General features: G+C 62.1%; 22 protein-coding genes, 1 tRNA gene and 2 pseudogenes. 18 read left to right on the top strand and 7 right to left on the bottom strand.

Annotated elements, in window-relative coordinates; translation table 11 throughout:
- Nucleotides 1–30: 30 nt before the first annotated feature.
- Together AB5975_14570 and AB5975_14575 are read left to right on the top strand one after the other, a co-directional pair.
- Nucleotides 31–570 carry a hypothetical protein gene (locus AB5975_14570; GenBank protein XDR22892.1) on the top strand — a complete coding sequence of 180 codons (540 nt, stop codon included), beginning with the start codon at nucleotides 31–33 and terminating at the stop codon, nucleotides 568–570.
- A gap of 20 nt (nucleotides 571–590) precedes the next feature.
- On the top strand, nucleotides 591–977 hold the full coding sequence (locus AB5975_14575; GenBank protein XDR17935.1) for a lysozyme inhibitor LprI family protein: 387 nt from the start codon (nucleotides 591–593) through the stop codon (nucleotides 975–977).
- Nucleotides 978–1,115: 138 nt separating this feature from the next.
- On the opposite strand, the gene mnmH is transcribed toward AB5975_14575, so the two are convergent.
- Entirely contained in the window at nucleotides 1,116–2,228 is a 1,113-nt protein-coding gene (mnmH, locus tag AB5975_14580; protein XDR17936.1) for a tRNA 2-selenouridine(34) synthase MnmH, read from the bottom strand.
- Nucleotides 2,228–3,262 carry a selenide, water dikinase SelD gene (gene selD / locus AB5975_14585; protein ID XDR17937.1) on the bottom strand — a complete coding sequence of 345 codons (1,035 nt, stop codon included), beginning with the start codon at nucleotides 3,260–3,262 and terminating at the stop codon, nucleotides 2,228–2,230. Before selD ends, mnmH begins: the two co-directional genes overlap by 1 nt.
- A gap of 138 nt (nucleotides 3,263–3,400) precedes the next feature.
- On the opposite strand from selD, the gene AB5975_14590 reads away from it, so the two are divergent.
- The 4 genes and pseudogenes from AB5975_14590 to phnE all read left to right on the top strand — a co-directional run bounded on the left by AB5975_14590 (nucleotide 3,401) and on the right by phnE (nucleotide 6,645).
- A complete protein-coding gene (locus AB5975_14590) occupies nucleotides 3,401–4,255 on the top strand; it encodes a putative selenate ABC transporter substrate-binding protein (protein ID XDR17938.1) in 855 nt (284 codons plus the stop codon).
- A complete protein-coding gene (locus AB5975_14595) occupies nucleotides 4,252–5,061 on the top strand; it encodes a phosphonate ABC transporter ATP-binding protein (GenBank protein XDR17939.1) in 810 nt (269 codons plus the stop codon). The genes AB5975_14590 and AB5975_14595 overlap by 4 nt, the downstream gene beginning before the upstream one ends.
- Complete coding sequence (locus tag AB5975_14600) at nucleotides 5,055–5,882, top strand: PhnE/PtxC family ABC transporter permease (GenBank protein XDR17940.1); 828 nt, start codon at nucleotides 5,055–5,057, stop codon at nucleotides 5,880–5,882. Before AB5975_14595 ends, AB5975_14600 begins: the two co-directional genes overlap by 7 nt.
- Nucleotides 5,879–6,645 (top strand): annotated as a pseudogene (gene phnE / locus AB5975_14605) (phosphonate ABC transporter, permease protein PhnE). The gene AB5975_14600 and the pseudogene phnE overlap by 4 nt, the downstream one beginning before the upstream one ends.
- A gap of 14 nt (nucleotides 6,646–6,659) precedes the next feature.
- Here phnE and AB5975_14610 read toward each other — a convergent pair.
- From AB5975_14610 to AB5975_14620, 3 genes are all read right to left on the bottom strand, one after another.
- The gene (locus AB5975_14610) at nucleotides 6,660–7,547 is read right to left on the bottom strand and encodes a bestrophin family protein (GenBank protein ID XDR17941.1); all 888 of its coding nucleotides are present in this window, start codon (nucleotides 7,545–7,547) and stop codon (nucleotides 6,660–6,662) included.
- A gap of 97 nt (nucleotides 7,548–7,644) precedes the next feature.
- Nucleotides 7,645–8,124: an N-acetyltransferase family protein gene (locus AB5975_14615; GenBank protein XDR17942.1), complete on the bottom strand. Its 480-nt coding sequence runs from the start codon at nucleotides 8,122–8,124 to the stop codon at nucleotides 7,645–7,647.
- A gap of 103 nt (nucleotides 8,125–8,227) precedes the next feature.
- Nucleotides 8,228–8,875: a trypsin-like peptidase domain-containing protein gene (locus AB5975_14620; GenBank protein ID XDR22972.1), complete on the bottom strand. Its 648-nt coding sequence runs from the start codon at nucleotides 8,873–8,875 to the stop codon at nucleotides 8,228–8,230.
- Between the two features lie 304 nt (nucleotides 8,876–9,179).
- On the opposite strand from AB5975_14620, the gene AB5975_14625 reads away from it, so the two are divergent.
- The 3 genes from AB5975_14625 (at nucleotide 9,180) to AB5975_14635 (ending at nucleotide 13,221) form a co-directional block, all read left to right on the top strand.
- On the top strand, nucleotides 9,180–9,683 hold the full coding sequence (locus AB5975_14625; protein ID XDR17943.1) for a sigma-70 family RNA polymerase sigma factor: 504 nt from the start codon (nucleotides 9,180–9,182) through the stop codon (nucleotides 9,681–9,683).
- Nucleotides 9,683–10,624, top strand: a complete 942-nt coding sequence (locus tag AB5975_14630; GenBank protein ID XDR17944.1) for a FecR domain-containing protein — start codon at nucleotides 9,683–9,685, stop codon at nucleotides 10,622–10,624. The genes AB5975_14625 and AB5975_14630 overlap by 1 nt, the downstream gene beginning before the upstream one ends.
- A gap of 101 nt (nucleotides 10,625–10,725) precedes the next feature.
- Nucleotides 10,726–13,221 (top strand): TonB-dependent siderophore receptor, encoded by a 2,496-nt coding sequence (locus tag AB5975_14635; GenBank protein XDR17945.1) that lies wholly within the window; start codon nucleotides 10,726–10,728, stop codon nucleotides 13,219–13,221.
- 122 nt (nucleotides 13,222–13,343) lie between these two features.
- Here AB5975_14635 and AB5975_14640 read toward each other — a convergent pair.
- Nucleotides 13,344–13,428, bottom strand: a tRNA-Leu gene (locus AB5975_14640).
- Nucleotides 13,429–13,534: 106 nt separating this feature from the next.
- On the opposite strand from AB5975_14640, the gene queA reads away from it, so the two are divergent.
- From queA to AB5975_14670, 6 genes are all read left to right on the top strand, one after another.
- The gene (gene queA, locus AB5975_14645; protein XDR17946.1) at nucleotides 13,535–14,584 is read left to right on the top strand and encodes a tRNA preQ1(34) S-adenosylmethionine ribosyltransferase-isomerase QueA; all 1,050 of its coding nucleotides are present in this window, start codon (nucleotides 13,535–13,537) and stop codon (nucleotides 14,582–14,584) included.
- A 14-nt stretch (nucleotides 14,585–14,598) separates the two neighbouring features.
- Nucleotides 14,599–15,714 (top strand): tRNA guanosine(34) transglycosylase Tgt, encoded by a 1,116-nt coding sequence (tgt, locus tag AB5975_14650; protein XDR22973.1) that lies wholly within the window; start codon nucleotides 14,599–14,601, stop codon nucleotides 15,712–15,714.
- Between the two features lie 42 nt (nucleotides 15,715–15,756).
- The gene (gene yajC, locus AB5975_14655) at nucleotides 15,757–16,092 is read left to right on the top strand and encodes a preprotein translocase subunit YajC (GenBank protein ID XDR17947.1); all 336 of its coding nucleotides are present in this window, start codon (nucleotides 15,757–15,759) and stop codon (nucleotides 16,090–16,092) included.
- A gap of 63 nt (nucleotides 16,093–16,155) precedes the next feature.
- Nucleotides 16,156–18,018 carry a protein translocase subunit SecD gene (gene secD / locus AB5975_14660; GenBank protein XDR17948.1) on the top strand — a complete coding sequence of 621 codons (1,863 nt, stop codon included), beginning with the start codon at nucleotides 16,156–16,158 and terminating at the stop codon, nucleotides 18,016–18,018.
- A 10-nt stretch (nucleotides 18,019–18,028) separates the two neighbouring features.
- Complete coding sequence (secF, locus tag AB5975_14665; GenBank protein XDR17949.1) at nucleotides 18,029–18,937, top strand: protein translocase subunit SecF; 909 nt, start codon at nucleotides 18,029–18,031, stop codon at nucleotides 18,935–18,937.
- 118 nt (nucleotides 18,938–19,055) lie between these two features.
- Nucleotides 19,056–19,598, top strand: coding sequence for a glycine zipper 2TM domain-containing protein (locus tag AB5975_14670; GenBank protein XDR17950.1), 543 nt, complete (start codon nucleotides 19,056–19,058; stop codon nucleotides 19,596–19,598).
- 107 nt (nucleotides 19,599–19,705) lie between these two features.
- Here the strand turns inward: AB5975_14670 and suhB are convergent.
- Nucleotides 19,706–20,523 (bottom strand): annotated as a pseudogene (gene suhB, locus AB5975_14675) (inositol-phosphate phosphatase).
- Nucleotides 20,524–20,674: 151 nt separating this feature from the next.
- Here suhB and trmJ point away from each other — a divergent pair.
- From trmJ to iscR, 3 genes are all read left to right on the top strand, one after another.
- Nucleotides 20,675–21,430 carry a tRNA (cytosine(32)/uridine(32)-2'-O)-methyltransferase TrmJ gene (gene trmJ / locus AB5975_14680; GenBank protein XDR17951.1) on the top strand — a complete coding sequence of 252 codons (756 nt, stop codon included), beginning with the start codon at nucleotides 20,675–20,677 and terminating at the stop codon, nucleotides 21,428–21,430.
- A gap of 3 nt (nucleotides 21,431–21,433) precedes the next feature.
- The gene (gene cysE, locus AB5975_14685) at nucleotides 21,434–22,219 is read left to right on the top strand and encodes a serine O-acetyltransferase (protein XDR17952.1); all 786 of its coding nucleotides are present in this window, start codon (nucleotides 21,434–21,436) and stop codon (nucleotides 22,217–22,219) included.
- 179 nt (nucleotides 22,220–22,398) lie between these two features.
- Nucleotides 22,399–22,890 carry a Fe-S cluster assembly transcriptional regulator IscR gene (iscR, locus tag AB5975_14690; protein XDR17953.1) on the top strand — a complete coding sequence of 164 codons (492 nt, stop codon included), beginning with the start codon at nucleotides 22,399–22,401 and terminating at the stop codon, nucleotides 22,888–22,890.
- The last annotated feature ends 7 nt before the right edge of the window (nucleotides 22,891–22,897 follow it).

Genomic DNA, 22,897 nt, shown 5'->3' on the forward strand with positions numbered 1-22,897 from the left:
TAGCCTGTCCCGCTTCCCCAGGTATGTCCCTTGCCCGTTTTCTACTTGAGCATCAGCCTGCTGCTGTATCTGCTCGCCCTGTTTTTCGATGGCGCGCTGCTGAGCGGCGAGCGCCACATGCCGGCCTTGCAGATGCTGCTGTACGGGCCATGGGGCATGCCCTTCGGTTTGTACCAATGGTTCGCCAACCCGCTGCTGGCCCTGGCGGTTCTTGCCCACCGACGGTTCCGCAGGCTGGCCTTGCTGGCAGGGCTGGCTGCTGTCTACCTGGCCGCCAGTAGTTTCGGAATTGACCGCTTGCCGGACAACCAGAGCTACGCGTTTCATGAGCGGGTCGGCTTTGGCGCCGGTTTCTACCTGTGGCTGGCGGCAATGGGGGTGTTCTGCCTGGGCCAGGCCTGGCATTGCTGGAAGGCGCGCAGCGCCGACGACATGCCGGGCTGGAATTGGCTCGATGTGGCGTTGATTGCGGCGCTGGCCGTTGCGCTCTACTGGGCAACGCAGATACCGTCGCTGCGCTTCGAGCCGGGCAAGGTGTTGATGCCGCCAGAACAGCCGCAGTCACTTTGATTCCCACAAGGAGGGTTAGCATGATCAAGCATTACCTGGCAGGCCTGGCACTGGCCTGCGTGCTGCCGCTGGCCGTGGCAGAAGATTATACGGCGGCCTACGGGCAATGCATGGACAAGGCTTCCAGCACGGTGGCCATGAGCGCGTGCATCAACGCTGAAACGCAAGTACAGGACCAGCGCCTGAACCGGGTGTACAAGCAATTGATGGGCAAGCTGGAGGCCGGGCAGCAGAAGAACCTGCGGGAGGTACAACGCAAGTGGATGGCCTACCGCGATGGCAATTGCCAGTTCCATGTGCAGGCCAGTGGCGGGACCCTGGCGCAGCTCGAAGGCGGTACCTGCGTGATGAGCATGACCCGCGACCGGGCTGCGGAGCTGGAACGGGTGCTCAGCCCGGGGCAATGAGGTGGCCTGCACCGGCCTCTTCGCGGGTAAACCCGCTCCCACAGGTAGGGTGCAGTTCTCAAGTGCAGCGCGGTCCCTGTGGGAGCGGGTTTACCCGCGAAGCAGGCGACGCGGTTGATGAGTTCGGCTCTACCGGTGTTAATGGTGAGGTTGTCGCCGCGCCCGTGCCTTCAGGTACTCGCGCACTTCCACTGCATCCCCGGCAAACTCGATGCGCTCGGCCTTCGCCGCACGCTGGTAGGCATACATCGGGTCGTAGTACTCGTTCAGCAAACCTTCGATCCAGCCCCGGTGCAGGTCCACTGCACCGCTGCGCTGCTGTTCTTCCAAGGCCAGGCGCAGGATCTCCGACAGCCGCTGATAACGTTCGCCACCCAAGCGCTTGTAGATGTTGGCCATGCTTTGCAGCATGCGCTCGGCGAACAAGCGGCGGCCATCTTCCTCGCCATGCACGGCGATAAACTCGGCACTTAGGTTGACCACGTAGTCGCGCAAGATGCGCTCAACGCGGTTGGCAAAGCTGTCCTCAAGCCACACCAGCGGGTATTGCTGCATGCCTTGGTACAACTCCAGCGGCACAGTGCAACTGCCGACGATGCGGCCTTCATCTTCCAGCACGAACTGCTCGCAGCCGCGGGCGCGTTTTTTCAGTACATCGATGGCCAGCTGGTTTTCGAAATCGATCTGCGCCGGCTGCGCAGTGGCGCGCTTGCCGAAGCTGGAACCGCGATGGTTGGCGTGGCCTTCCAAGTCGAGCACGTTGTCCAACTGGTGCAATACATCGGTCTTGCCGGTACCCGTCAGGCCGCCCAGCAATACGAAATCGCATTGCGCCACTGCCTGTTGGGTGGTCTCCAGCAAGAAGGTGCGCATGGCCTTGTAGCCACCTTTGACACGGGGGTACTGAATGCCCGCCTCATCGCGTAGCCAACCTTGCACGATCTGCGATCGCAGGCCACCACGGAAACAGTACAGGTAACCTTGCGGGTTGGCCTGGGTGAACGCCACCCAGGCGTCCATGCGTGCCTGTTTGGTGGTGCCGCTGACCAGCTGGTGGCCAAGGGCGATGGCGGCGGCCTGGCCCTGCTGTTTGTAGCAGGTGCCGACCTTTTGCCGCTCCTGGTCGTTCATCAGCGGCAGGTTGACGACACCGGGGAAGGCGCCCTTGGCGAATTCGACGGGGGCACGCATGTCCATCATCGGCACGTCGTCGAGGAATAGCTGACGGAAGTCGGTGCAGTCGGGGCGCATCAGATCACCTCGACCGCGTGGCTCTGTCGCTCGACCAGCTTGCCGATCGGCGACAACTGCAGGCCCAGTTCGGCGGCCACGGCAAGGAACTCGGCTTCGCCCTTCGGGGTAACGGCCACCAACAGGCCACCGCTGGTTTGCGGGTCGCACAGCAGGTGCTTCTGCTCGTCGCTGAGGGCGCCGATCTTGTGCCCGTAACTGTCGTAATTGCGCAGGGTTCCGCCGGGGATGCAGCCTTCGGCCAGGTAGTGCTCGACGCTGGGTAGACGCGGCACGGCGGTGTAGTCCAGGTGTGCGGTGAGGCCACTGCCTTCGGCCAGTTCCACCAGGTGGCCGAGCAGGCCGAAACCGGTGACGTCGGTCATGGCCTTGACCCCGTCGAGCTTGCCGAAGCGGCTGCCGGGGGTGTTGAGGGTGCACATCCAGTCGCGGGCCAGGCCCTGGTCCTGCGCGCGCAGCTTGGCCTTTTTCTCGGCGGTGGTGAGGATGCCGATGCCCAGCGGTTTGGTCAGGTACAGCTGGCAGCCGGCGCTGGCGGTGTCGTTGCGCTTGAGATGGCGCTTGCTGACCACACCGGTGACGGCCAGGCCGAAGATGGGCTCAGGGGCGTCGATGGAGTGGCCGCCGGCCAGCGGGATACCGGCTTCGGCACATACCGCTCGGCCGCCGCGGATCACTTCGCGCGCCACTTCCGGTGGCAGCACGTTGACCGGCCAGCCAAGGATGGCGATGGCCATCAACGGGTCGCCGCCCATGGCGTAGATGTCGCTGATGGCGTTGGTGGCGGCGATGCGGCCGAAGTCGTACGGGTCATCGACGATCGGCATGAAGAAGTCGGTGGTCGAGACCACGCCGCGCTCGTCGTCCAGCGCGTACACGGCCGCGTCGTCGCGCGAGGCGTTGCCAACCCACAGGTTCGGGTCCAGGGCCTGGGCACCGCTTTCGGCGAGGATCACGTCCAGCACCTTGGGGGAGATCTTGCAGCCACAGCCGGCACCGTGGCTGTACTGGGTCAGGCGAATCGGCTCGCTCATACGTACCTCAGCAGGTCAAATTGTTGCGCGATTGTAGCAAAGCTGGCCTTTGGGCCTTTGCCTCTTATAATTCCCACTGTCGGCGGACTTGTCGGCGGATTTGTTGGCATCGTCCCGTTATTGAACCGGAGAACACCCATGCTCAAACGCCCCCTGGCGCTCGCCGCCGGCCTTGTGTTGTCTTGCTGCGCCGTTGTCGTTCAGGCCGCTGAAACCTTGCGGGTCAGCGCCATCCCCGACGAAGCACCGACCGAACTGCAGCGCAAGTTCAAGCCCTTGGGCGAATACCTGGCCAAGCAGTTGGGCATGGACGTGAAGTTCGTACCGGTGGCCGATTACCCGGCGGTGGTCGAGTCGCTGGCCGCGGACCGCCTCGACCTGGCCTGGCTGGGCGGCTTCACGTTCGTCCAGGTGCACTTGAAGGACCCAACCGCCACACCGCTGGTGCAGCGTGAACAGGACGCGCAGTTCACCTCCAAGTTCATCACTGCCAACCCCGACGTGAAAAGCCTGGCGGACCTTAAGGGCAAGTCGTTTGCTTTTGGTTCCATTTCGTCCACGTCGGGCAGCCTGATGCCGCGTTACTTCATGCTCAAGCAAGACAACATCAAGCCTGAAGAGTACTTCAGCCGCGTTGCCTATTCCGGCGCCCATGACGCCACCGTGGCCTGGGTACAGGCTGGCAAGGTCGATGGTGGCGTGCTCAACGCCAGTGTGTGGCAGAAGCTGGTGGATGCAGGCAAGGTCGATACCAGCAAGGTGAAAGTGTTCGCCACCACCCCGACCTACTTCGACTACAACTGGACCGTGCGCGGCAACATGGACCCGGCGTTGAAAGAGAAGATCAAGCAAGCCTTCCTTGGCCTTGACCCGGCCAACCCGGAGCACAAGGCGATCCTCGACCTGCAGGCCGCCAGCCGCTTCATCGAAACCAAGCCTGAGAACTACGTGGGCACCGAACAAGCCGCACGCGAGGCCGGCCTGCTCAAGTGACCGCTTCGAACGTGGCAATCCATCTGCACGCTGCCAGCCTGCGCCATGGCCAGGTACGTGCGCTTGAAACGATCAGCCTGCGCATCGGGCAGGGTGAACGCATCGCCATCATCGGGCCGTCGGGGGCGGGCAAGTCCAGCTTGCTGCATGTGATGGCCACGGCCATCCAGCCCAGCGGCGGGCGCCTGGAACTGCTCGGTGAGCAGCCTTGGGCGTTGTCGGCAAGGGCTCGTCAGCGCCTGCGCGCGCGGGTTGGCCTGGTGCATCAGGCGCCGCCTTTGCCGCCGCGTCAGCGGGTGGTGACAGCGGTGTTGGCTGGCCGCCTGGGGCAGTGGGGTGTGCTGCGCGGTTTGCTTAACCTGCTATACCCCAGCGATGTGCCGGGTGCGCGCCAGGTGTTGGCCGAGCTGGGCCTGGCCGACAAGCTGTTCGTGCAGTGTGGGCAATTGTCGGGTGGCCAGTTGCAACGGGTGGGCATTGCCCGCGCGTTGTATCAGCGGCCGCAGGTGTTGTTGACCGACGAGCCGGTGTCGGCCATGGACCCGGTGCTGGCCGATCACAGCCTGGCCTTGCTCAATCGCCATGCCCAGGCTAACGGCGTGACCCTGGTGGCAAGCCTGCATGCCGTCGAGTTGGCGCTGGCGCATTTCCCGCGGGTGATCGGTATTCGTGAAGGTCAGGTGGTATTCGACTGCCCGGCCCAAGCGGTTACCGAGCACATGCTCGATGCACTGTACGCCAACGAACAACTGGCTTCGCCACCAACCCAGGGGCCTACCCTGACCGTGCAGATCCCGAGATGTTGAGGGCCGACGCCCGCGACCCGGCATCGTTGCCACGGTTGCTGCTGGCCTTGCTGGCCGTGGCGGTGCTATGGCCGGGTATCCAGTTGAGCGAACTGAACCCTTGGGTGCTGTTGCAGGCGGACAACCGTCAGCAGATCGCCAGTTTCACTAGCGCCTTCTGGCCGCCGGCACATGATGCTGATTTTATCGCGCTGTTGTATGAAGCCACGCTGCAGACCCTGGCCGTGGCCACCGCTGGCATGGCGTTGGCGTTGCTGCTTGCAGTCCCGACAGGGCTGCTGGCCAGCCGCGCCTTGTCGTTGCGCGCCGCCTCTCGTGGAGGTCGCGCTGGGTTGTGGTCGCGGCTGCTGCGCCTGCCGGTGCGCGGGTTGTTGATTTTCCTGCGTAGCGTGCCGGAAATTGTCTGGGCGCTGTTGTTCGTACGGGCCGTGGGGCTGGGGCCGACGGCGGGTGTTCTGGCGATCGCCATCACCTATAGCGGCATGCTCGGCAAGGTTTACGCCGAGATTTTCGAATCGGTGGACCAGCGTCCGGCCCACGCGTTGTTGCAGGCGGGCAGTGGCCGGCTGGCGGCGTTTCTATACGGCATCCTGCCCAATGCCGCTTCCGAAGTTGTGTCGTACACCGTGTACCGCTGGGAATGCGCGGTGCGGGCTTCGGTGGTGATGGGCTTTGTCGGCGCTGGCGGCCTGGGGCAGCAGATCGACCTGTCGATGCGCATGTTCGCGGGTGCGGAGGTAGCCAGCATGCTGCTGACGTTCCTGCTGTTGGTGATTCTGGCCGACCTGCTGAGCCGCCTGTTGCGCTGGAGGCTGGCATGAACCGGGTGATCAACCTGTTGCTGCTGGCTGCAATCGTGGCGTCGGTGGTGGCTTCGTTCACTTACCTGGAGCTGGACCTGCAAGCCCTGGTCGGCAACGGCGGGCTGGGGCAGATGGGCGAATACGCCGGGCGTTTTCTGCACCCGGACCTGTCTGCCGGGCACCTGAAGGCAGTATGGCGTGGGCGCTGGAGACACTGGCCATGTCTGGCCTGGGCACCTTGTTGGCGATGGTATTGGGGATGTTGCTGGCGCTGCCGGCGGCTGGCCGCTTCGGTTGGCCGTTGCAGGGCGCCGCGCGGTTGCTGCTGAATGCTCTGCGCGCCATTCCAGAGCTGGTGTGGGCCGCGCTGACGGTATTGGCGGCCGGCCTTGGGCCCAATGCCGGTACCCTGGCTTTGGCGCTGCACACCGCTGGTGTGCTGGGGCGCTTGTTTGCCGAGGCCTTGGAAAATGCGCCGCCGGAGCCTGCGGCGGCGATCCGCCTGCAGGGCGGTAGCCAGGTGGCGGCGTTCTGCTTTGGTACCTTGCCCAACCTGTGGCCGCAGTTGCTGGCCTACAGCTTGTACCGCTGGGAAAACAACATCCGCATGGCCAGCGTGCTGGGGTTTGTCGGTGCCGGTGGGTTGGGGCAGATGTTGTACACCACCTTGAGCCTTTTCCAGGAGGCCCAGGCCAGTACGGTGATTATCGGGATGCTGGTGCTGGTGTTGCTGGTGGACGCGTTGAGCGATGTGCTGCGCCAGCGTTACGTGCGGGCCTGACCAATAACCGGGCCCTAAGCCAGCTCCCCATGCTGCGCCTCCCGCTGCATCGACTCCAGGTTGCGCTCGATCGTTTCGCAAATGGTGTCCATCTGAATCTGGTGCTCACTGAACCTGAACGGGCTCTGCAAATCAGTCCCGATCCGCTCGATAGCCAGCAGCATGAAGCCAACTACCGTCGACGCCAGGGGGGTGAACCAGCCCAGCGACTCCACGAGCCCTACCGGCACGATCAAGCAGAACAGGGTGATGAAAAGCCGTGGGAAATACACATAGGGGTAGGGCAGCGGTGTGTTGGCAATCCGCTCCATGCCGCCCTGGGCATTGGACAGGTCCACCAGGGTCGATTCCAGCCGGGCCAGGCGGATGCTGTCCAGCCGCCCGGCCTGGTATTCACGCGCCAGCAAGGCCGCCGAGCCGCCGAGGATGTCGTTGGCGAAGTTGTTCGAGCGGTTGCGCCGTTCGAACTCCCCTGGCGGTATGAAGGCCATCAGTTCGTCCGGGCATTTTTCGCCCTTCAAGTGCGCCGCCAGGCAGTTCACATAAGCGATATGCCGGCGCAGCAGGGTAGCTTTGACCGGGTTCGGGCCTTCATCCGGGTCATCGATCAGGGTCAATGTCTGCCGGGCGAAGCTGCGCGAACCGTTCACCAACGCCCCCCACAGCGTGCGGGCTTCCCACCAGCGGTTGTAGGCGCTGCTGTTGCGAAAGCTCACCAGCACCACCAGCGCTGAACCCAGCAAGGTCAACGGGATCAGCGGCAGGGTGAACTTGCTGTTGAAGAACAGCATGAAATCGATGGTGACCAGCACATCCCAGATCAACAGCCAGAACAGCGACCAGCCGATGTAGCCGATGGTCTTCACGACCAGGCGGTACTTGCGAGTGATGATGTCTTTCACGCGGAGGGCCTCGAAACGCAGGGGATGCAGGATCGGACGTCGAGGCGGGGGCATGGTTCGGTGCTGTTCGTCGAGGTGTGTGAGCAAACGTATCTTACTAGCTGAATATTTGTTTCATCTGCACCAATGCCACCCGTGTGCCGTCCCACGCTTGCCGCTGCTCGATGCCGCACGGCACAAAGCCCAGTTGTGGATAAAGCAGCAAGCCCGCTGTGTTGTGGTTGAAGCAGGACACCCACAGTTCTTGGGCTGCGAATTGCTCCCGAGCCAGATCGACCATGGCGGTCACCAAGTAGCGTGCTACACCGTGGCCACGGGCGCCAGGTGCCACTACCACGTTGCCCAATGCACATACGCCGCCATGTTCGGCTTTGTAGAAGTTGGCAAAGGCCAGAATTGCGCCGTTGCCTTCCACCACTGTGGAGCCGCTGCGTTGGGCGACGGCGTCGCTCAACTGTGCGGGAGTGAGTGGGTAGGTGGCTTTGGGGAACATGTAGAACAGTTCGTCCGGGCTCTGCGGGAAGCCGCAGATGACAGGGATGTCCTCAGGCCGGACAGGGCGGTGGGTCAGATGCATGGCAGGTCCTTCGTGCGCTGGCGGGTAGGCCCTATTGGCGGGCAAGCCCACGAACAGGTCATCAGCCTTGCATCATAAGCCGCTTTGCATCGGCATATTCAACTCAAGGTTTGGCCGCCACCGCCACGTAGCCTTTGACCGAAGCCGGTGCCTGGGGCTTGGCCTTGTGCGCCAGCAGGTACTGATAGCGCCGCCATTCCTTGTCGATTTCGTTGAACGACATGAATACGCTGATGCGCGCCTTGCCGGCCAGGTCTGGGCGCTTGCCGGCGTCGATCTCGCGGGTGGGAATGATGGCGACGTTGATGCCCACCACCTTGCCATCATCGGCGAACACCGGCCCGCCCGACATGCCCTTGGTGATCGGGCCGTCATGCACCGAGTAGAAGACGCTGCCCGGTGTACCTTCCAGCCGAACCAACGACGGCAGGGCATGGCCCTTGCCCTGCATCGGCATCATCAAACTGTTGAAACCTACCGCCGTCACCGCTTCCCCCGGCACGTACTGCCGCCACAGCGGCACGCTGCTGGCCTTGTGCTTGAAGAACACCACATCGCCGAGGCCCTCGTGGACCACGTTGCGCAGGAAGGGGGTGTGTTTGGCGGTTACTGCGTAATCCTCGTTCCACTGGATGGCGCTGGCCATCAGCAACATCGGCAGTGGGGCACCGGAGGTGACCACGAAAGCCTGGTTGTAGACAGGATCTGAAACGTACGACGTTGGCACTCCATTGCACCCACTGAGCAGCATCATTGCCGCCATGCAGGGCGCGATTGTTTTCATGAGACACACGGGGGTGGAGAAATGGGAGCGCAACTATGGCTAAGTGCTATTACTCTAACAATACTTTCGGCATATATCCGATGAATGACAGCTTAAGAGCTAATCCTGTGTGCGACCAATAGATTGCAGGTATGGCTGCAAGCCCTGAAGTCATTGGTGCGGCGTCAAATCCTGATGGCGCTGCGGCCGCTGTGAAGGCGCATTCAATGAATAATTGATCTGATAATCGTTATCATTTAAGGTGCTGTCCTCGCCCGGAGGGATACCCGTGATGAACGACGATCTGAGTCAGGTCTATGTCGAGCACAATGGATGGCTCAAGCAATGGCTCTACCGCCGGTTGGGCTGCTCGGCGCAAGCTGCCGACCTGGCACAAGATACCTTCCTGCGTATTCTTCAGGCCCAGCAGAAGGCCGGCGCCAAGCTGAGCCTGCAGCGCCCCCGCGCCTACCTGGCAACGGTGAGCCGGCGGTTGGTCTACGACCATTTCCGCCGTCAGTCACTGGAACGCGCCTACCTGGAGATGCTCGAGCAACTTCCCGAGCTGTTCGCGCTGTCCGCCGAAGAGCAGTGGTCCATGCGCGAAACCCTGCAGCAACTGGACGCACTGCTCGACACCTTCAAACCGGTGGTGCGCTCGGTGTTCCTGCTGGTGCAGTTGGAGGGCTTGACCTACATCGAGGTGGCACGCCGCCTGGGCATTGGCGAGCGCACGGTCAAGCGGCACATGGCCAACGCCCTGCAAGCCTGCATCCTGTTCGAAGAAGACTTCTGATGCCCAACCAACAGCCTCGAATCACTGCGCAAGTGGCTCGGCAAGCAGCCAATTGGCACATGCTGATGCTCGAAGACGCCGTCAGCCCGGCCCAGCGTGCTGCCTGCAACCGCTGGCGTTCGGCTGCGCCCGAGCATGAGCGGGCCTGGCAGAAAGCGTTGCGGGTGCAAGCGCAGCTGGGCCTGCTGCCGCCACAACTGGCCATGGGCACCTTGAACCGCGAGCGCCGCCAGGTGATGAAACAGTTGTTGGCGTTGGCCATCGTCGCGCCACTTGGCTATGTGGGTTATCGCCAGCTTGCACCGCAGAACGCTTATGCAACCGACGTGGGCCAGCACAAACAGCTGACGCTGGCCGACGGCACATTGCTCGACCTCAATACCGATACTGCGGTGGATGTGAATTTCGATGCGCATCAGCGCCTGATCAGTCTGCGTCGTGGTGAGATCCTGATAGACAGCGGGCGCGACAGCAGCAGCCCTCAGCATCGGCCACTTAGGGTTGCCAGCGAGCAGGGGTTGCTGGAGGCCTTGGGTACGCGCTTCCTGGTCCGCCAGCGCGAGGGGGCGACCCAACTGACCGTATTTCAAGGGGCGGTGCTTGTCACGCCCAGCCATGGCCCACGGCAAACCCTCGACGCCGGCCAGCAAGTCACTTTCGATGCAGCAGGGCAGGGGGCCGTGACCCCTGCGCGGGAACAAGACAGCCAATGGATTCGTGGGCAACTGCTGGTCGACGAGATGCCGCTGCGCGAGTTCCTCGGTGAGCTGGGGCGTTATCGGCCAGGTTGGCTGCGCTGCCAATCCGATGTGGCGCAACTACTGATCAGCGGCGCTTTCCAGCTGGAAAACACCGACGCCATCCTGGCTGCGCTGCCCGCCACGTTGCCGGTTCAGGTGGATTACCGCACCCGCTACTGGGTTACCGTGAACAAACGTTAATGAGAATTGGCCCGATCTTGAAACTCATCAGTCCTTACCTGTGAAACTGCCACACATAAAGGGACAATTTCTCAATGATTCGCTCTTCTTCAGCGGTCGTCATGACCGATCGCAGCATGGGCAACGCTCGCGTGCCTGGTTATCGACGTGCGCTCGCCCTGAGTGCGCTGGCCATCGCCTTGCTGGGTGCTGGCGTGCACGCCCAGGCCGCATCCGTCCAGGCGCCACAAGCCTATAGCATCGCTTCTGGCAGCCTGGCCCAGGTGCTTGCCCGCTTCGCCAGTGAGGGAGGGTTTACCCTGCAATATACCTCGGAGCTGACCCGTGGCCTTTCTAGCCCTGGGTTGCAGGGGCAATACGGTATCGAGGAAGGTTTCCAGCATTTGTTGGCGGGCACCGGCCTGCAAGCCGTGCGTCGCGGCAATAACGTCTATGGCCTGCAGCCCTTGCCGCTGAGCGCGGCTTCTGGTGGCGAGGCGCTTAACCTGGAGCCGCTGAATATCAACGGTATCCAGGACAATGCAACCACCGAGGGCTCGGGCAGCTATACCGCCAATGCCGTCACCATCGGCAAAGGCACCCACCGCCTCAAGGATGTTCCGCAGTCGGTCAGCGTGGTCACGCGCAAGGCCATGGACGACCAGCGCCTGGACACGCTGGATGAAGTGCTGGAAAAGACCACTGGCATCACCACCCTGCAGAGCCCATCGGGCGGCAAGTACATCTACTCCCGTGGTTTCGAGGTGGAAACCATTCAGTACGACGGCGTGCCGCTCGATCGCCGCTACTATGCAATCGGCAGCAGCTTCACCTCCGACACCTTGCTGTACGACCGTGTCGAAATCTTGCGCGGCGCCAACGGGCTGCTGCAGGGCAGCGGCAACCCTGGTGCGGCCATCAACCTGGTGCGCAAGCGGCCGAAAGCCGAGCCTTCGTTGTCGGTAACCGCCAGCGCCGGTTCGTGGGACACCTACCGGCAGACCATCGACGGCAGTGCCCCGCTCAACGCCGACGGCTCGCTACGCGGCCGCCTGGTGGCAGGCCATGAAGACCAGAACTACTTCTACGACACTGCCGAGAGCCGCAAGAACGTACTCTACGGCATCCTTGAATACGACCTCAGCGACCGCACCACGGTAGCGGCGGGCGCCAGCGTGGAAGACCTGCACTCAACGCCGTTCTTCAGCGGCCTGCCGCGCAACAAGGATGGCAGTGCGGTCAACGTCAGCCGGTCCACCTACACCGGTGCCGACTGGAACAAGTGGGATAACAAACAGACCACCTACTTCGCCGATGTTACCCACGATTTCAACGAAGACTGGCGCCTGAAAGCTTCTGGCAGCTACATGCGCGAAACCAACTACATCCTCTACAGCTTTGGCCGCGGCGCTGTAGACCCGGCTACCGGTAACGGCATGCGTTCGCGTGCCTACCTGTACGACTTCGAAAACATCAACAAGGGCGGCGACATCAACCTGACCGGCAAGTGGCGTGCATTTGGCCGCGAGCACGAAGTGGTGGTGGGGGCCAATGCCAGCGATCTGCAGACTGACGACCTGCAAGGCGGCTTCATCAACCTGGGCCCGATGAACATCTACGACCCGGTTTCGCCACAGCGCCCGACCATGGATCAGCTATTGGGTGCCGAAGGGACCAACACCTACCCCGGTACTTCCAAGGCCAATATCCGCCAGAGCGGCATTTACGCGGTGACTCGCTACAAACTCAGCGACCCGCTGACGTTGGTGCTCGGCGGGCGTAGCAGCAACTACAGCTACGACTATGAGCTAAACCGGTTCAACGGTGTGTCGCCAACCCCGGCTCATTCGCGGGAAAGCGGTGAGTTCACCCCCTATGGTGGCCTGATCTATGCGCTGAACGAGCAATGGTCGGCTTATCTGAGCTACGCCGATATCTTCAAGCCGCAGACCGAGCTGAGCGTGGACAACGCGCCGCTGAAACCTATCGTCGGCTCCAATTATGAGATGGGGCTGAAGGGCGAACTGTTCGACGGCCGCGTCAATACCAGCTTCGCGCTGTTCCAGGTCGACCAGGAAAACCGCGCCCAGGCCACTCTGTGCGGCGATAATGGCGGCGAGAATTGCTACGTAGCGGGTGGCAAGGTGCGCACCCAAGGTTTCGATGCCGAAATCAGCGGTGAAGTGCTGGACCGCTTGCAATTGTTCGCTGGCTACACCTACACCCATACCGAGTACCGCAACGACCCAGCCGATGGCGAGTCGGAGGCCGGCGGCACCTTCAACACCTATACGCCCAAGCACCTGTTCCGGTTTTGGGCGGATTACAACTTGCCTGGCGAACTGGACCCGTGGACCGTGGGTGCTGGCGCCAACATCCAGAGCCGCAACTACCACGGCAACTTTGGTGGTACGGACGGGGTAGGGAAGATCGAGCAGGCGGGGTACGCCATCTGGAACGCTCGGGTGGCCTACCAGATCAACAAGAACCTCAGCGTTTCGTTGAACGGCAACAACCTGTTCGACAAGAAGTACTTCTCCAGCGTCGGTTGGCTGTATGCGGCCAACTACTACGGAGATCCGCGTAATTACACCTTGACCCTGCGAGCGGATTTCTAAAGCCAGCCACGATTGAGCTGTGGGAGTGGGCGTGCCCGATCCTACAGGGATTTGCTGAGGCAGCAGTTCAACAAAGTGCAGGCGAAAAAAAACCGACCATAAGGTCGGTTTTTTCCGGATTTTGGTGCCCCGAGGGAGACTCGAACTCCCACTCCTTTCGAAAACGGATTTTGAATCCGCCGCGTCTACCAATTCCGCCATCAGGGCAGTGGCGCGCAGTATAGAGAGCTGCCGCTGGTCGGTCAATCGGCTTTCATGGTCAATTTTCACACATTGGGCTAAACTTCCCGGCCCTGCCGAACCGAACATCATCATGCGCGTCGCCGATTTCTCCTTCGAACTCCCTGATTCCCTGATCGCCCGCCACCCGTTGGCCGAGCGCCATGGCAGCCGTCTGCTGGTGCTCGATGGGCCGACCGGCGCGCTTTCGCACCGGCAATTCCCCGACCTGCTCGACTACCTGCGCCCCGGCGACCTGATGGTGTTCAACAATACCCGGGTGATCCCAGCGCGGTTGTTTGGCCAGAAAGCCTCCGGCGGCAAGCTGGAAGTGCTGGTCGAGCGCGTGCTCGACAGCCACCGGGTGCTGGCCCATGTGCGTGCCAGCAAGGCGCCGAAAGTGGGCGCGGTCATCCTCATCGATGGCGGTGGCGAGGCCGAGATGGTCGCGCGCCACGATACGCTGTTCGAACTGCGCTTCACCGAAGAGGTGCTGCCGCTGCTCGACCGCGTCGGCCACATGCCGCTACCGCCGTACATCGACCGCCCCGACGAGGGCGCCGACCGTGAACGCTACCAGACCGTGTACGCCCAGCGCGCCGGTGCGGTCGCCGCGCCTACCGCAGGCCTGCACTTCGACGAGGCGCTGCTTGAAAAGATCGCCGCCAAGGGCGTCGAGCGAGCCTTCGTCACCTTGCACGTGGGCGCCGGCACCTTCCAGCCGGTGCGGGTCGACAAGATCGAAGACCACCACATGCATAAAGAATGGCTCGAAGTGGGCCAGGATGTGGTCGATGCCATCGAGGCCTGTCGGGCCCGTGGTGGTCGAGTGGTTGCGGTCGGCACCACCAGCGTGCGCTCGCTGGAGAGCGCCGCGCGCGATGGCGTGCTCAAGGCCTTCAGTGGCGATACCGACATCTTCATCTACCCGGGCCGGCCGTTCCATGTGGTCGATGCCCTGGTCACCAACTTCCACCTGCCGGAGTCCACGCTGCTGATGCTGGTCTCGGCCTTCGCCGGCTACCCCGAGACCATGGCCGCCTACGCGGCGGCGGTCGAGCACGGGTACCGCTTCTTCAGTTACGGTGATGCCATGTTCATCACCCGCAATCCGGCGCCACGCGGCCCCGAGGATCAAGCATGAGTCGCACCTGTCGAATGTCCTTCGAACTGCTGGCCACCGACGGCAAGGCCCGTCGTGGTCGCATCACCTTCCCACGCGGTACCGTGGAAACCCCGGCGTTCATGCCGGTGGGCACCTATGGCACGGTCAAGGGCATGCTGCCACGCGATATCGAGGCCATTGGTGCCGAGATGATCCTCGGCAACACCTTCCACCTGTGGCTGCGCCCAGGTACCGAGGTGATCAAGAAGCACAACGGCCTGCACGATTTCATGCAGTGGAAAGGCCCGATCCTCACCGATTCCGGTGGCTTCCAGGTGTTCAGCCTGGGTGCCATGCGCAAGATCAAGGAAGAGGGCGTGACCTTCGCCTCGCCGGTCGATGGCTCGAAGGTGTTCATGGGCCCTGAAGAGTCGATGCAGGTGCAACGTGACCTGGGCTCGGACGTGGTGATGATCTTCGACGAGTGCACCCCGTACCCGGCCGAGCACGATGTGGCGCGCACCTCCATGGAGCTGTCGCTGCGCTGGGCTCAGCGTTCGAAGAACGCTCACGCCGACAACACCGCGGCGTTGTTCGGCATCGTTCAGGGCGGCATGTACCAGGACCTGCGCATGCGCTCGCTCGAAGGCCTGGAAAACATCGGTTTCGATGGCCTGGCCATTGGTGGCCTGTCGGTGGGCGAGCCCAAGCACGAAATGATCAAGGTGCTGGACTACCTGCCGGGCCAGATGCCTGCTGACAAACCTCGTTACCTTATGGGGGTAGGCAAACCGGAAGATCTCGTTGAGGGTGTGCGCCGCGGCGTCGACATGTTCGACTGCGTGATGCCGACGCGTAACGCGCGCAACGGTCATCTGTTCGTCGATACAGGGGTGATCAAGATCCGCAATGCGTTCCATCGCCATGATGAATCGCCGCTGGATCCGACCTGTGACTGCTACACCTGCACCAACTTCTCGCGCGCCTATCTGCATCACCTGGACAAGTGCGGCGAAATGCTGAGCAGCATGCTGAATACCATCCACAACTTGCGCCATTACCAGCGCTTGATGGCCGGTTTACGCGAGGCTATTCAACAGGGTAAATTGGCCGCCTTTGTCGACGCCTTCTACGCCAAGCGCGGGCTTCCTGTTCCGCCCTTGGACTGACTGTCCGCATCCATTATTAGAAAATTACATTAGGAGTGCCCAATGAGCTTCTTCATCCCCGCCGCATACGCGGACGCTGCAGCACCTGCCGCTGGCCCAGCCGGTACCGGCTTCGAGTGGATCTTCCTGGTCGGTTTCCTGGTCATCTTCTACCTGATGATCTGGCGCCCACAGGCCAAGCGCGCCAAAGAGCAGAAGAACCTGCTGAGCAACTTGCAGAAGGGTGACGAAGTTGTCACCAACGGCGGCATCGCCGGCAAGATCGTCAAGGTTTCCGATGACTTCGTGGTACTGGAAGTGTCCGACACCGTCGAGCTGAAGTTCCAGAAGGGCGCGATCGCTGCGACCCTGCCAAAAGGTACGCTCAAGGCTATCTGAGTTACCGGTTTTATTTTCCAGTCGGGGCGCGCAACGCGCCCCGCGTCTTGAACGGGCGGCGTGATGCTGAACAAATACCCTCTGTGGAAATATGCACTGATCGTGCTGGTACTGGTGGTCGGTTTCATTTATTCCGCTCCCAACCTTTACCCGGATGACCCGGCAGTACAGATCAGCGGTGCCAGCTCGGCGCTGCAGGTGAACCAGGCCGACCTCGATCGCGTCAGCAAGGCGCTGGTCGATGCCAAAATCACCGTCAAGGGCGCCAGCCTGGGTGAGAAGGGCAGCGGGCTGATCCGCCTGACCAATCAGGAAGACCAACTGCCAGCCAAAGATGTCGTGCGCAAGGCACTGGGCGATGATTACGTCGTGGCCCTCAACCTGGCTCAGACTACCCCGCAATGGCTGCGCAACCTGGGTGCAAGCCCGATGAAGCTGGGCCTGGACCTGTCCGGTGGTGTGCACTTCCTGCTGGAAGTGGACATGGACAAGGCCATGACTGCCCGCATGAAAGTCTACGAAGGCGAGGTCAAGACCTTGCTGCGCAAAGAGCGCATCCGCTACCGCAGCCTGCCTCAGCAGGATGGCGGCATCATGCTGGGCTTCGCTGACGATGCTACCCGCGAACAGGCACGTGTCCTGATCCGCAAGAATTTCAATGATTTCGACCTGACCACCACCGAGCGCAACGAGCTTGCGGTGCTGCGTCTGGCGCTGACCCAGGCGAAAGTCGCCGAGATCCGCGAATACTCGATCAAGCAGAACCTTACCACCGTGCGCAACCGCGTGAACGAGCTGGGCGTGGCCGAGCCGCTGGTACAGCGCCAGGGCGCCAACCGCATCGTGGTCGAGCTGCCAGGTGTGCAGGACACTGCCGAAGCCAAGCGTATCCTCGGTAAAACCGCCAACCTGGAGTTCCGCTTCGGTGCCGAGCCGGGCGCTTCCAAGGCCACTACCGAAGTGTTCGAGTTCCGTGAAGGCGGCCGTTCCGCCCCGGTCGAGCGCGGCCTGATCATTACCGGTGACCAGGTTACCGACGCCCAGGCCAGCTTTGACGAGCACGGCCGCCCGCAAGTGAACATCCGCCTGGATGGCCACGGTGGCGAGCTGATGAGCCGCGCTACCCGCAGCAACGTCGGTCGCAGCATGGCGGTGATCTTCATCGAGCAGAAGCCGGTCACTCGCTATGTGAAGCAGACCGTCGACGGCGTCGAGAAGGACGTTGCCGTACAAAGCTTCGTGGAAGAGAAGAAAATCATCAGCCTGGCGACCATCCAGTCGCCGCTGGGCAGCCAGTTCCGCATCACCGGCCTGAACGGCCAGGGCGAATCGTCGGAGCTGGCCCTGCTGCTGCGTGCCGGTGGTCTGGCCGCGCCAATGTACTTCGCTGAAGAACGTACCATTGGCCCAAGCCTGGGTGCTGACAACATCACCAAGGGTATCGATGCGTCGCTGTGGGGCATGTTGTTCGTCTCGCTGTTCATCATCGCCATCTACCGCGGCTTCGGCGTGATCGCCACCATCGCCCTGGCGGGCAACATGGTGCTGCTGCTGGCGCTGATGTCGCTGCTGGGTGCCACCCTGACCCTGCCGGGTATCGCCGGTATCGTGTTGACCATGGGTATGGCGGTGGACGCCAACGTGCTGATCTTCTCGCGTATTCGCGAAGAGCTCAAAGCCGGCATGTCGGTGCAGCGCGCCATCCACGAAGGTTTCAACCGCGCCTACACCGCGATCATCGACGCCAACCTGACCAGCCTGCTGGTCGGCGGCATCCTGTTCGCCATGGGGACCGGCCCGGTCAAGGGCTTTGCGGTCACCATGTCTCTCGGGATTTTCACCTCGATGTTCACCGCCGTCATGGTGACCCGTGCAATGGTCAACCTGACCTGCGGCGGGCGTGACATCAAGAAGCTGTGGGTTTGAGGGAGCTGCGATGAAAACCATCAATTTCATGGGCGTACGCAATGTCGCGTTCGCCATTACCGTGCTCCTCACCGTGCTGGCGCTGTTCAGCTGGTGGCAGAAAGGCCTGAACTTCGGCCTGGACTTCACCGGTGGTACGCTGATCGAGCTGACCTACGAGCGCCCGGCCGACCTCAAGGCGGTGCGGGCCGAGCTGGTCGATTCGGGCTTCCACGAGGCGGTGGTGCAGAGCTTTGGCGCTACCACCGACCTGCTGGTGCGTATGCCGGGCGATGACCCACAGCTGGGCAACAAGGTAGCTGCCGCGCTGCAGAAGGCTGGCGGCGACAACCCGGCAACCCTCAAGCGTGTCGAGTTCGTCGGCCCGCAGGTGGGTGAAGAGCTGCGCGACCAGGGTGGCATGGGCATGCTCCTGGCCCTGGGCGGCATCCTTATCTACCTGGCCTTCCGCTTCCAGTGGAAGTTCGCCGTGGGTGCGATCATCTCGCTGATCCATGACGTGGTGGTGACCCTGGGTATCCTGTCGTTCTTCCAGATCACCTTCGACCTGACGGTGCTGGCAGCGGTGCTGGCGATCATCGGCTACTCGTTGAACGACACCATCGTCGTGTTCGACCGTGTGCGTGAGAACTTCCGCGTCATGCGCAAGGCCTCGCTGATCGAGAACATCAACGTTTCCACCACCCAGACCCTGCTGCGTACCATCGCTACCTCGGTTTCGACCTTATTGGCCATTGCCGCGCTGCTGTTCTTTGGTGGTGACAACCTGTTCGGCTTCTCGCTGGCCTTGTTCATCGGCGTCATGGCCGGTACCTACTCGTCGATCTACATCGCCAACGTGGTACTGATCTGGCTGAACCTGAACAGCGAAGACCTCATCCCGCCGACCAAGGCAGAGGGCGTGGACGAGCGTCCATAAGCTTCTGTTCCACGCCGTTTGGCGGCCCGAAAGGCGCGAGTATTGAACTCGCGCCTTTTTTTTTGCTCCAAGGCTGGGAGAAGCGGGTGGGACCCGCAAGTATGATCAGGAGGTTCATGTGAACAAATCAATGCTGGTGGGTGCGGTACTGGGTGCTGTCGGTGTGACTGCCGGAGGTGCTGTCGCGACCTACAGCTTGGTCAACAAGGGGCCTGAGTATGCGCAGGTTACCGACGTGCAGCCGATCAAACAGCAGGTAAAAACCCCGCGCGAGGTCTGCAAGGACGTCGCCGTCACACGCCAAGCGCCGGTCAAGGACCAGCACCAGATTGCAGGTACCGTGGTGGGTGCCATTGCCGGCGGCCTGCTGGGTAACCAGATTGGTGGCGGTACCGGCAAGAAAATCGCCACCGTGGCTGGTGCGGTAGGTGGTGGTTATGCCGGTAACAAGGTGCAGGAGGGCATGCAGGAGCGTGACACCTACACCACCACGCAAACCCGCTGCAACACGGTCAACGACATCAGTGAGAAGGTGGTGGGCTACAACGTCACCTACTCCATTGGTGATCAGGTAGGCAAGGTGAAGATGGACCGTGAGCCGGGCTCGACCATTCCGCTGGACAAGAATGGCAAGTTGATCCTGAGCGAAGCGGGTCAGTAAGCCGTACGCCGTTTGCCCCCGCAAGTATCGCGCAAAGCCGGGGGAGAGGGCGCCGGGCACAAAAAAAGCACCCCGAGGGGTGCTTTTTGCGTTTCGGCAATCTGCGGTTAGCGCTTCATGCTTTCTGGCAGGTGCGGCTGGATAGCGGTCAGCACGGCCTTGAAGCACTTGATGTTGCCTGCAACGATGTGGCCCTTGTCGAGGAAGTCGTGGCCACCGTTGAAGTCGCTCACCAGGCCGCCGGCTTCCTGGATCAGCAGTACGCCAGCTGCCATGTCCCATTCCGACAGGCCCGACTCCCAGAAGGCATCGAAGCGGCCAGCGGCCACATAGGCCAGGTCCAGGCTGGCGGAGCCTGCACGGCGGATGCCGGCGGTCTGGCCAGTCAGGGCGCGGAACATGCCCAGGTAGTTGTCCATGTCGGCCATCTGGCCGTCACGGAACGGGAAACCGGTACCGAGCAGGGCGCCTTCCAGGCTGGTGCGCGAGCTGACACGCAGGCGACGACCGTTGAGTTGGGCGCCACGGCCACGGCTGGCGGTGAATTCTTCCTGGCGTACTGGGTCGAGTACCACGGCGTGTTCAAGGCGACCGCGGTATTTGCACGCGATGCTGACGGCGAAGTGGGGGATGCCGCGCAGGAAGTTGGTGGTGCCGTCCAGTGGGTCGATGATCCACAGGTAGTCTTTGCCTTCTTCGCCGGTGCCCGCGTGCATGCCCGTCTCTTCACCCTGGATGGAGTGGTTCGGGTAGGCCTTGCGCAGCGCGTCGACGATTTTCTGCTCGGCGGCACGATCAACCTCGGAAACGTAGTCCTTAGCCTCTTCTCGTCCACCTTGATGCTATCCAGGCGTTCGATGGAGCGGAAAATCAGTTCACTGGCGCTGCGAGCGGCGCGCAGGGCGATATTCAGCATAGGCTGCATGGGCGGGTCACCTGGAGATGTTAAAGAAGAAAGCCGATCATTCTAGCAGAAAACTTTGGCGGCAGAAGTGTCACATTTGCTTTCATAGCGTTACGTCTGTCGGTTCTGTAAGATCGAAGGCCTTGATTCCTGCATCTGTGAGCACAACACCTTGCTGCAAAATATTCGTGTTGTTCTGGTCAATACCAGCCACCCCGGCAACATCGGCGGCGCTGCGCGTGCCATGAAAAACATGGGCTTGTCGCGTCTGGTGCTGGTGCAGCCGAAAGAATTCCCCGCCGTGGATGCCAGCGCCCGTGCATCGGGCGCCGACGATGTGCTGGATAACGCCCTGGTGGTCGACAGCCTCGAACAGGCACTGGTCGGCTGCAACCTGGTGATGGGCACCAGCGCCCGCGAGCGCAGCATTCCCTGGCCGTTGATCGGCCCGCGCGAGTGCGGGGCCAAGGCGGTGGAGCATGCCAATGGCGGCGAGGAGATCGCCCTGGTGTTCGGGCGTGAGCACGCCGGCCTGACCAACGAAGAACTGCAGCGATGTCACTTCCACGTGCACATTCCCTCCAACCCCGACTTTAGTTCGCTGAACCTGGCCGCTGCTGTGCAGGTGCTCTCTTACGAGGTGCGCATGGCCTGGCTGGCTGCCGGTGAAGCACCCGAAAAAGTCGAGAAGGTTGACGCCACCGAGCTGGCGACCATGGACGAAATGGAGCTGTTCTACGACCACCTGGAGAAAACCCTGGTGGGCATCGGCTTCCTCGACCCCGAAAAGCCCAAGCACCTGATGCCGCGCCTGCGCCGGCTGTATGGGCGGGTGGCGGTCGAGCGTTCGGAAATGAGCATTTTGCGCGGCATCCTGACCGAGACCCAGAAAGTGGTCCGGGGCGAGCCGCATAAACGGAAGGACTGATAGATGTTCGAACGCCTGCGTGAAGATATTCAAAGCGTATTCCACCGTGACCCGGCTGCGCGCAATGCCTTCGAGGTGCTCACCTGCTACCCCGGCATGCACGCCATCTGGCTGCACCGGCTGGGCAACGCCCTGTGGAAGCGTGATTTCAAATGGCTGGCCCGCCTGGTGTCGAACTTTGGCCGTTGGCTGACCGGCATCGAGATCCATCCCGGCGCCACCATCGGTCGGCGCTTTTTCATTGACCACGGCATGGGCATCGTCATTGGCGAAACCGCCGAAATTGGCGATGACGTCACCCTTTACCAGGGTGTGACGCTGGGCGGTACCAGCTGGAATAAAGGCAAGCGCCACCCCACCCTGGAAAACGGTGTGGTGGTAGGGGCGGGGGCCAAGGTGCTGGGGCCGTTCACCGTCGGTGCCGGGGCCAAGATCGGCTCCAACGCCGTGGTGACCAAGGCGGTGCCGGCCGGGGCCACGGCGGTGGGTATTCCTGGGCGAATCATCGTCAAGAGCGAAGACACCGAAGTCGAGGCCAAGCGCAAGGCCATGGCCGAGAAGATCGGCTTCGATGCCTACGGTGTCAGCGGCGACATGCCCGACCCGGTGGCGCGTGCCATCGGCCAGATGCTCGATCATCTGCAGGCGGTCGACGAGCGGTTGGAGGGTATGTGCGGTGCCCTGACCAAGATGGGCAGTGACTACTGTGCCAAGGAGCTGCCGGCCTTGCCGGAGGATGACTTCACCGAAGCCGCCCTGGTGGCCAAGCGCGACACTCAGTCGCATTGATTGCGCCGCACTGAAATCATAGTGACATACGGGGCGTGTGCTCACGCCCCTCGTCTGCTACAATCGCGCCCGCCTCCCGATGCCAAACCCGACTAAAGCACTAGGTCTAATAGTTGACTTAAATGCTCGGGAATCGCATACTCGCACACATCCCGAAACTCCCGTGGTACCCAATAGCCATGCGACTGACTACCAAAGGCCGATACGCCGTGACCGCCATGCTTGACCTGGCGTTGCACGCGCAGCATGGGCCGGTGTCTTTGGCCGACATTTCCGAGCGCCAGGGCATTTCCCTCTCTTATCTGGAGCAGCTGTTCGCCAAGCTGCGCCGCAGCAGCCTGGTTTCCAGTGTGCGCGGTCCAGGCGGTGGCTATCAGCTGTCGCGAGGCATGGAAACCATCCAGGTGGCCCAGGTCATCGATGCGGTCAACGAATCGGTCGATGCTACCCGCTGCCAGGGTCTCGGGGACTGCCATGCCGGTGATACCTGCCTGACCCACCACTTGTGGTGCGACCTCAGCCAGCAGATCCATGAATTCCTCAGCGGCATCAGCCTGGCCGACCTCGTCATGCGCCGTGAGGTGCAGGAAGTCGCCCAGCGCCAGGACCTGCGTCGTGTCGCAGGCCGAACCGCCCAGTTGGACAAGATTGAGACGTCCGCCGTCGATTGATCCCTTT

Source organism: Pseudomonas putida (assembly GCA_041071465.1).
GTDB classification, from domain to species: Bacteria; Pseudomonadota; Gammaproteobacteria; order Pseudomonadales; family Pseudomonadaceae; genus Aquipseudomonas; species Aquipseudomonas putida_P.

Excerpts from the sequence above, each read along its gene's own strand:
- AB5975_14575 (XDR17935.1), top strand. The coding sequence starts at position 591 with ATGATCAAGCATTACCTGGCAGGCCTGGCACTGGCCTGCGTGCTGCCG.
- mnmH (XDR17936.1), bottom strand. The coding sequence starts at position 2,228 with ATGCGCCCCGACTGCACCGACTTCCGTCAGCTATTCCTCGACGACGTG.
- selD (XDR17937.1), bottom strand. The coding sequence starts at position 3,262 with ATGAGCGAGCCGATTCGCCTGACCCAGTACAGCCACGGTGCCGGCTGT.
- AB5975_14590 (XDR17938.1), top strand. The coding sequence starts at position 3,401 with ATGCTCAAACGCCCCCTGGCGCTCGCCGCCGGCCTTGTGTTGTCTTGC.
- AB5975_14600 (XDR17940.1), top strand. The coding sequence starts at position 5,055 with ATGTTGAGGGCCGACGCCCGCGACCCGGCATCGTTGCCACGGTTGCTG.
- AB5975_14615 (XDR17942.1), bottom strand. The coding sequence starts at position 8,124 with ATGCATCTGACCCACCGCCCTGTCCGGCCTGAGGACATCCCTGTCATC.
- AB5975_14620 (XDR22972.1), bottom strand. The coding sequence starts at position 8,875 with ATGCTGCTCAGTGGGTGCAATGGAGTGCCAACGTCGTACGTTTCAGAT.
- AB5975_14625 (XDR17943.1), top strand. The coding sequence starts at position 9,180 with ATGAACGACGATCTGAGTCAGGTCTATGTCGAGCACAATGGATGGCTC.
- AB5975_14630 (XDR17944.1), top strand. The coding sequence starts at position 9,683 with ATGCCCAACCAACAGCCTCGAATCACTGCGCAAGTGGCTCGGCAAGCA.
- AB5975_14635 (XDR17945.1), top strand. The coding sequence starts at position 10,726 with ATGACCGATCGCAGCATGGGCAACGCTCGCGTGCCTGGTTATCGACGT.
- queA (XDR17946.1), top strand. The coding sequence starts at position 13,535 with ATGCGCGTCGCCGATTTCTCCTTCGAACTCCCTGATTCCCTGATCGCC.
- tgt (XDR22973.1), top strand. The coding sequence starts at position 14,599 with ATGTCCTTCGAACTGCTGGCCACCGACGGCAAGGCCCGTCGTGGTCGC.
- yajC (XDR17947.1), top strand. The coding sequence starts at position 15,757 with ATGAGCTTCTTCATCCCCGCCGCATACGCGGACGCTGCAGCACCTGCC.
- secD (XDR17948.1), top strand. The coding sequence starts at position 16,156 with ATGCTGAACAAATACCCTCTGTGGAAATATGCACTGATCGTGCTGGTA.
- secF (XDR17949.1), top strand. The coding sequence starts at position 18,029 with ATGAAAACCATCAATTTCATGGGCGTACGCAATGTCGCGTTCGCCATT.
- cysE (XDR17952.1), top strand. The coding sequence starts at position 21,434 with ATGTTCGAACGCCTGCGTGAAGATATTCAAAGCGTATTCCACCGTGAC.
- iscR (XDR17953.1), top strand. The coding sequence starts at position 22,399 with ATGCGACTGACTACCAAAGGCCGATACGCCGTGACCGCCATGCTTGAC.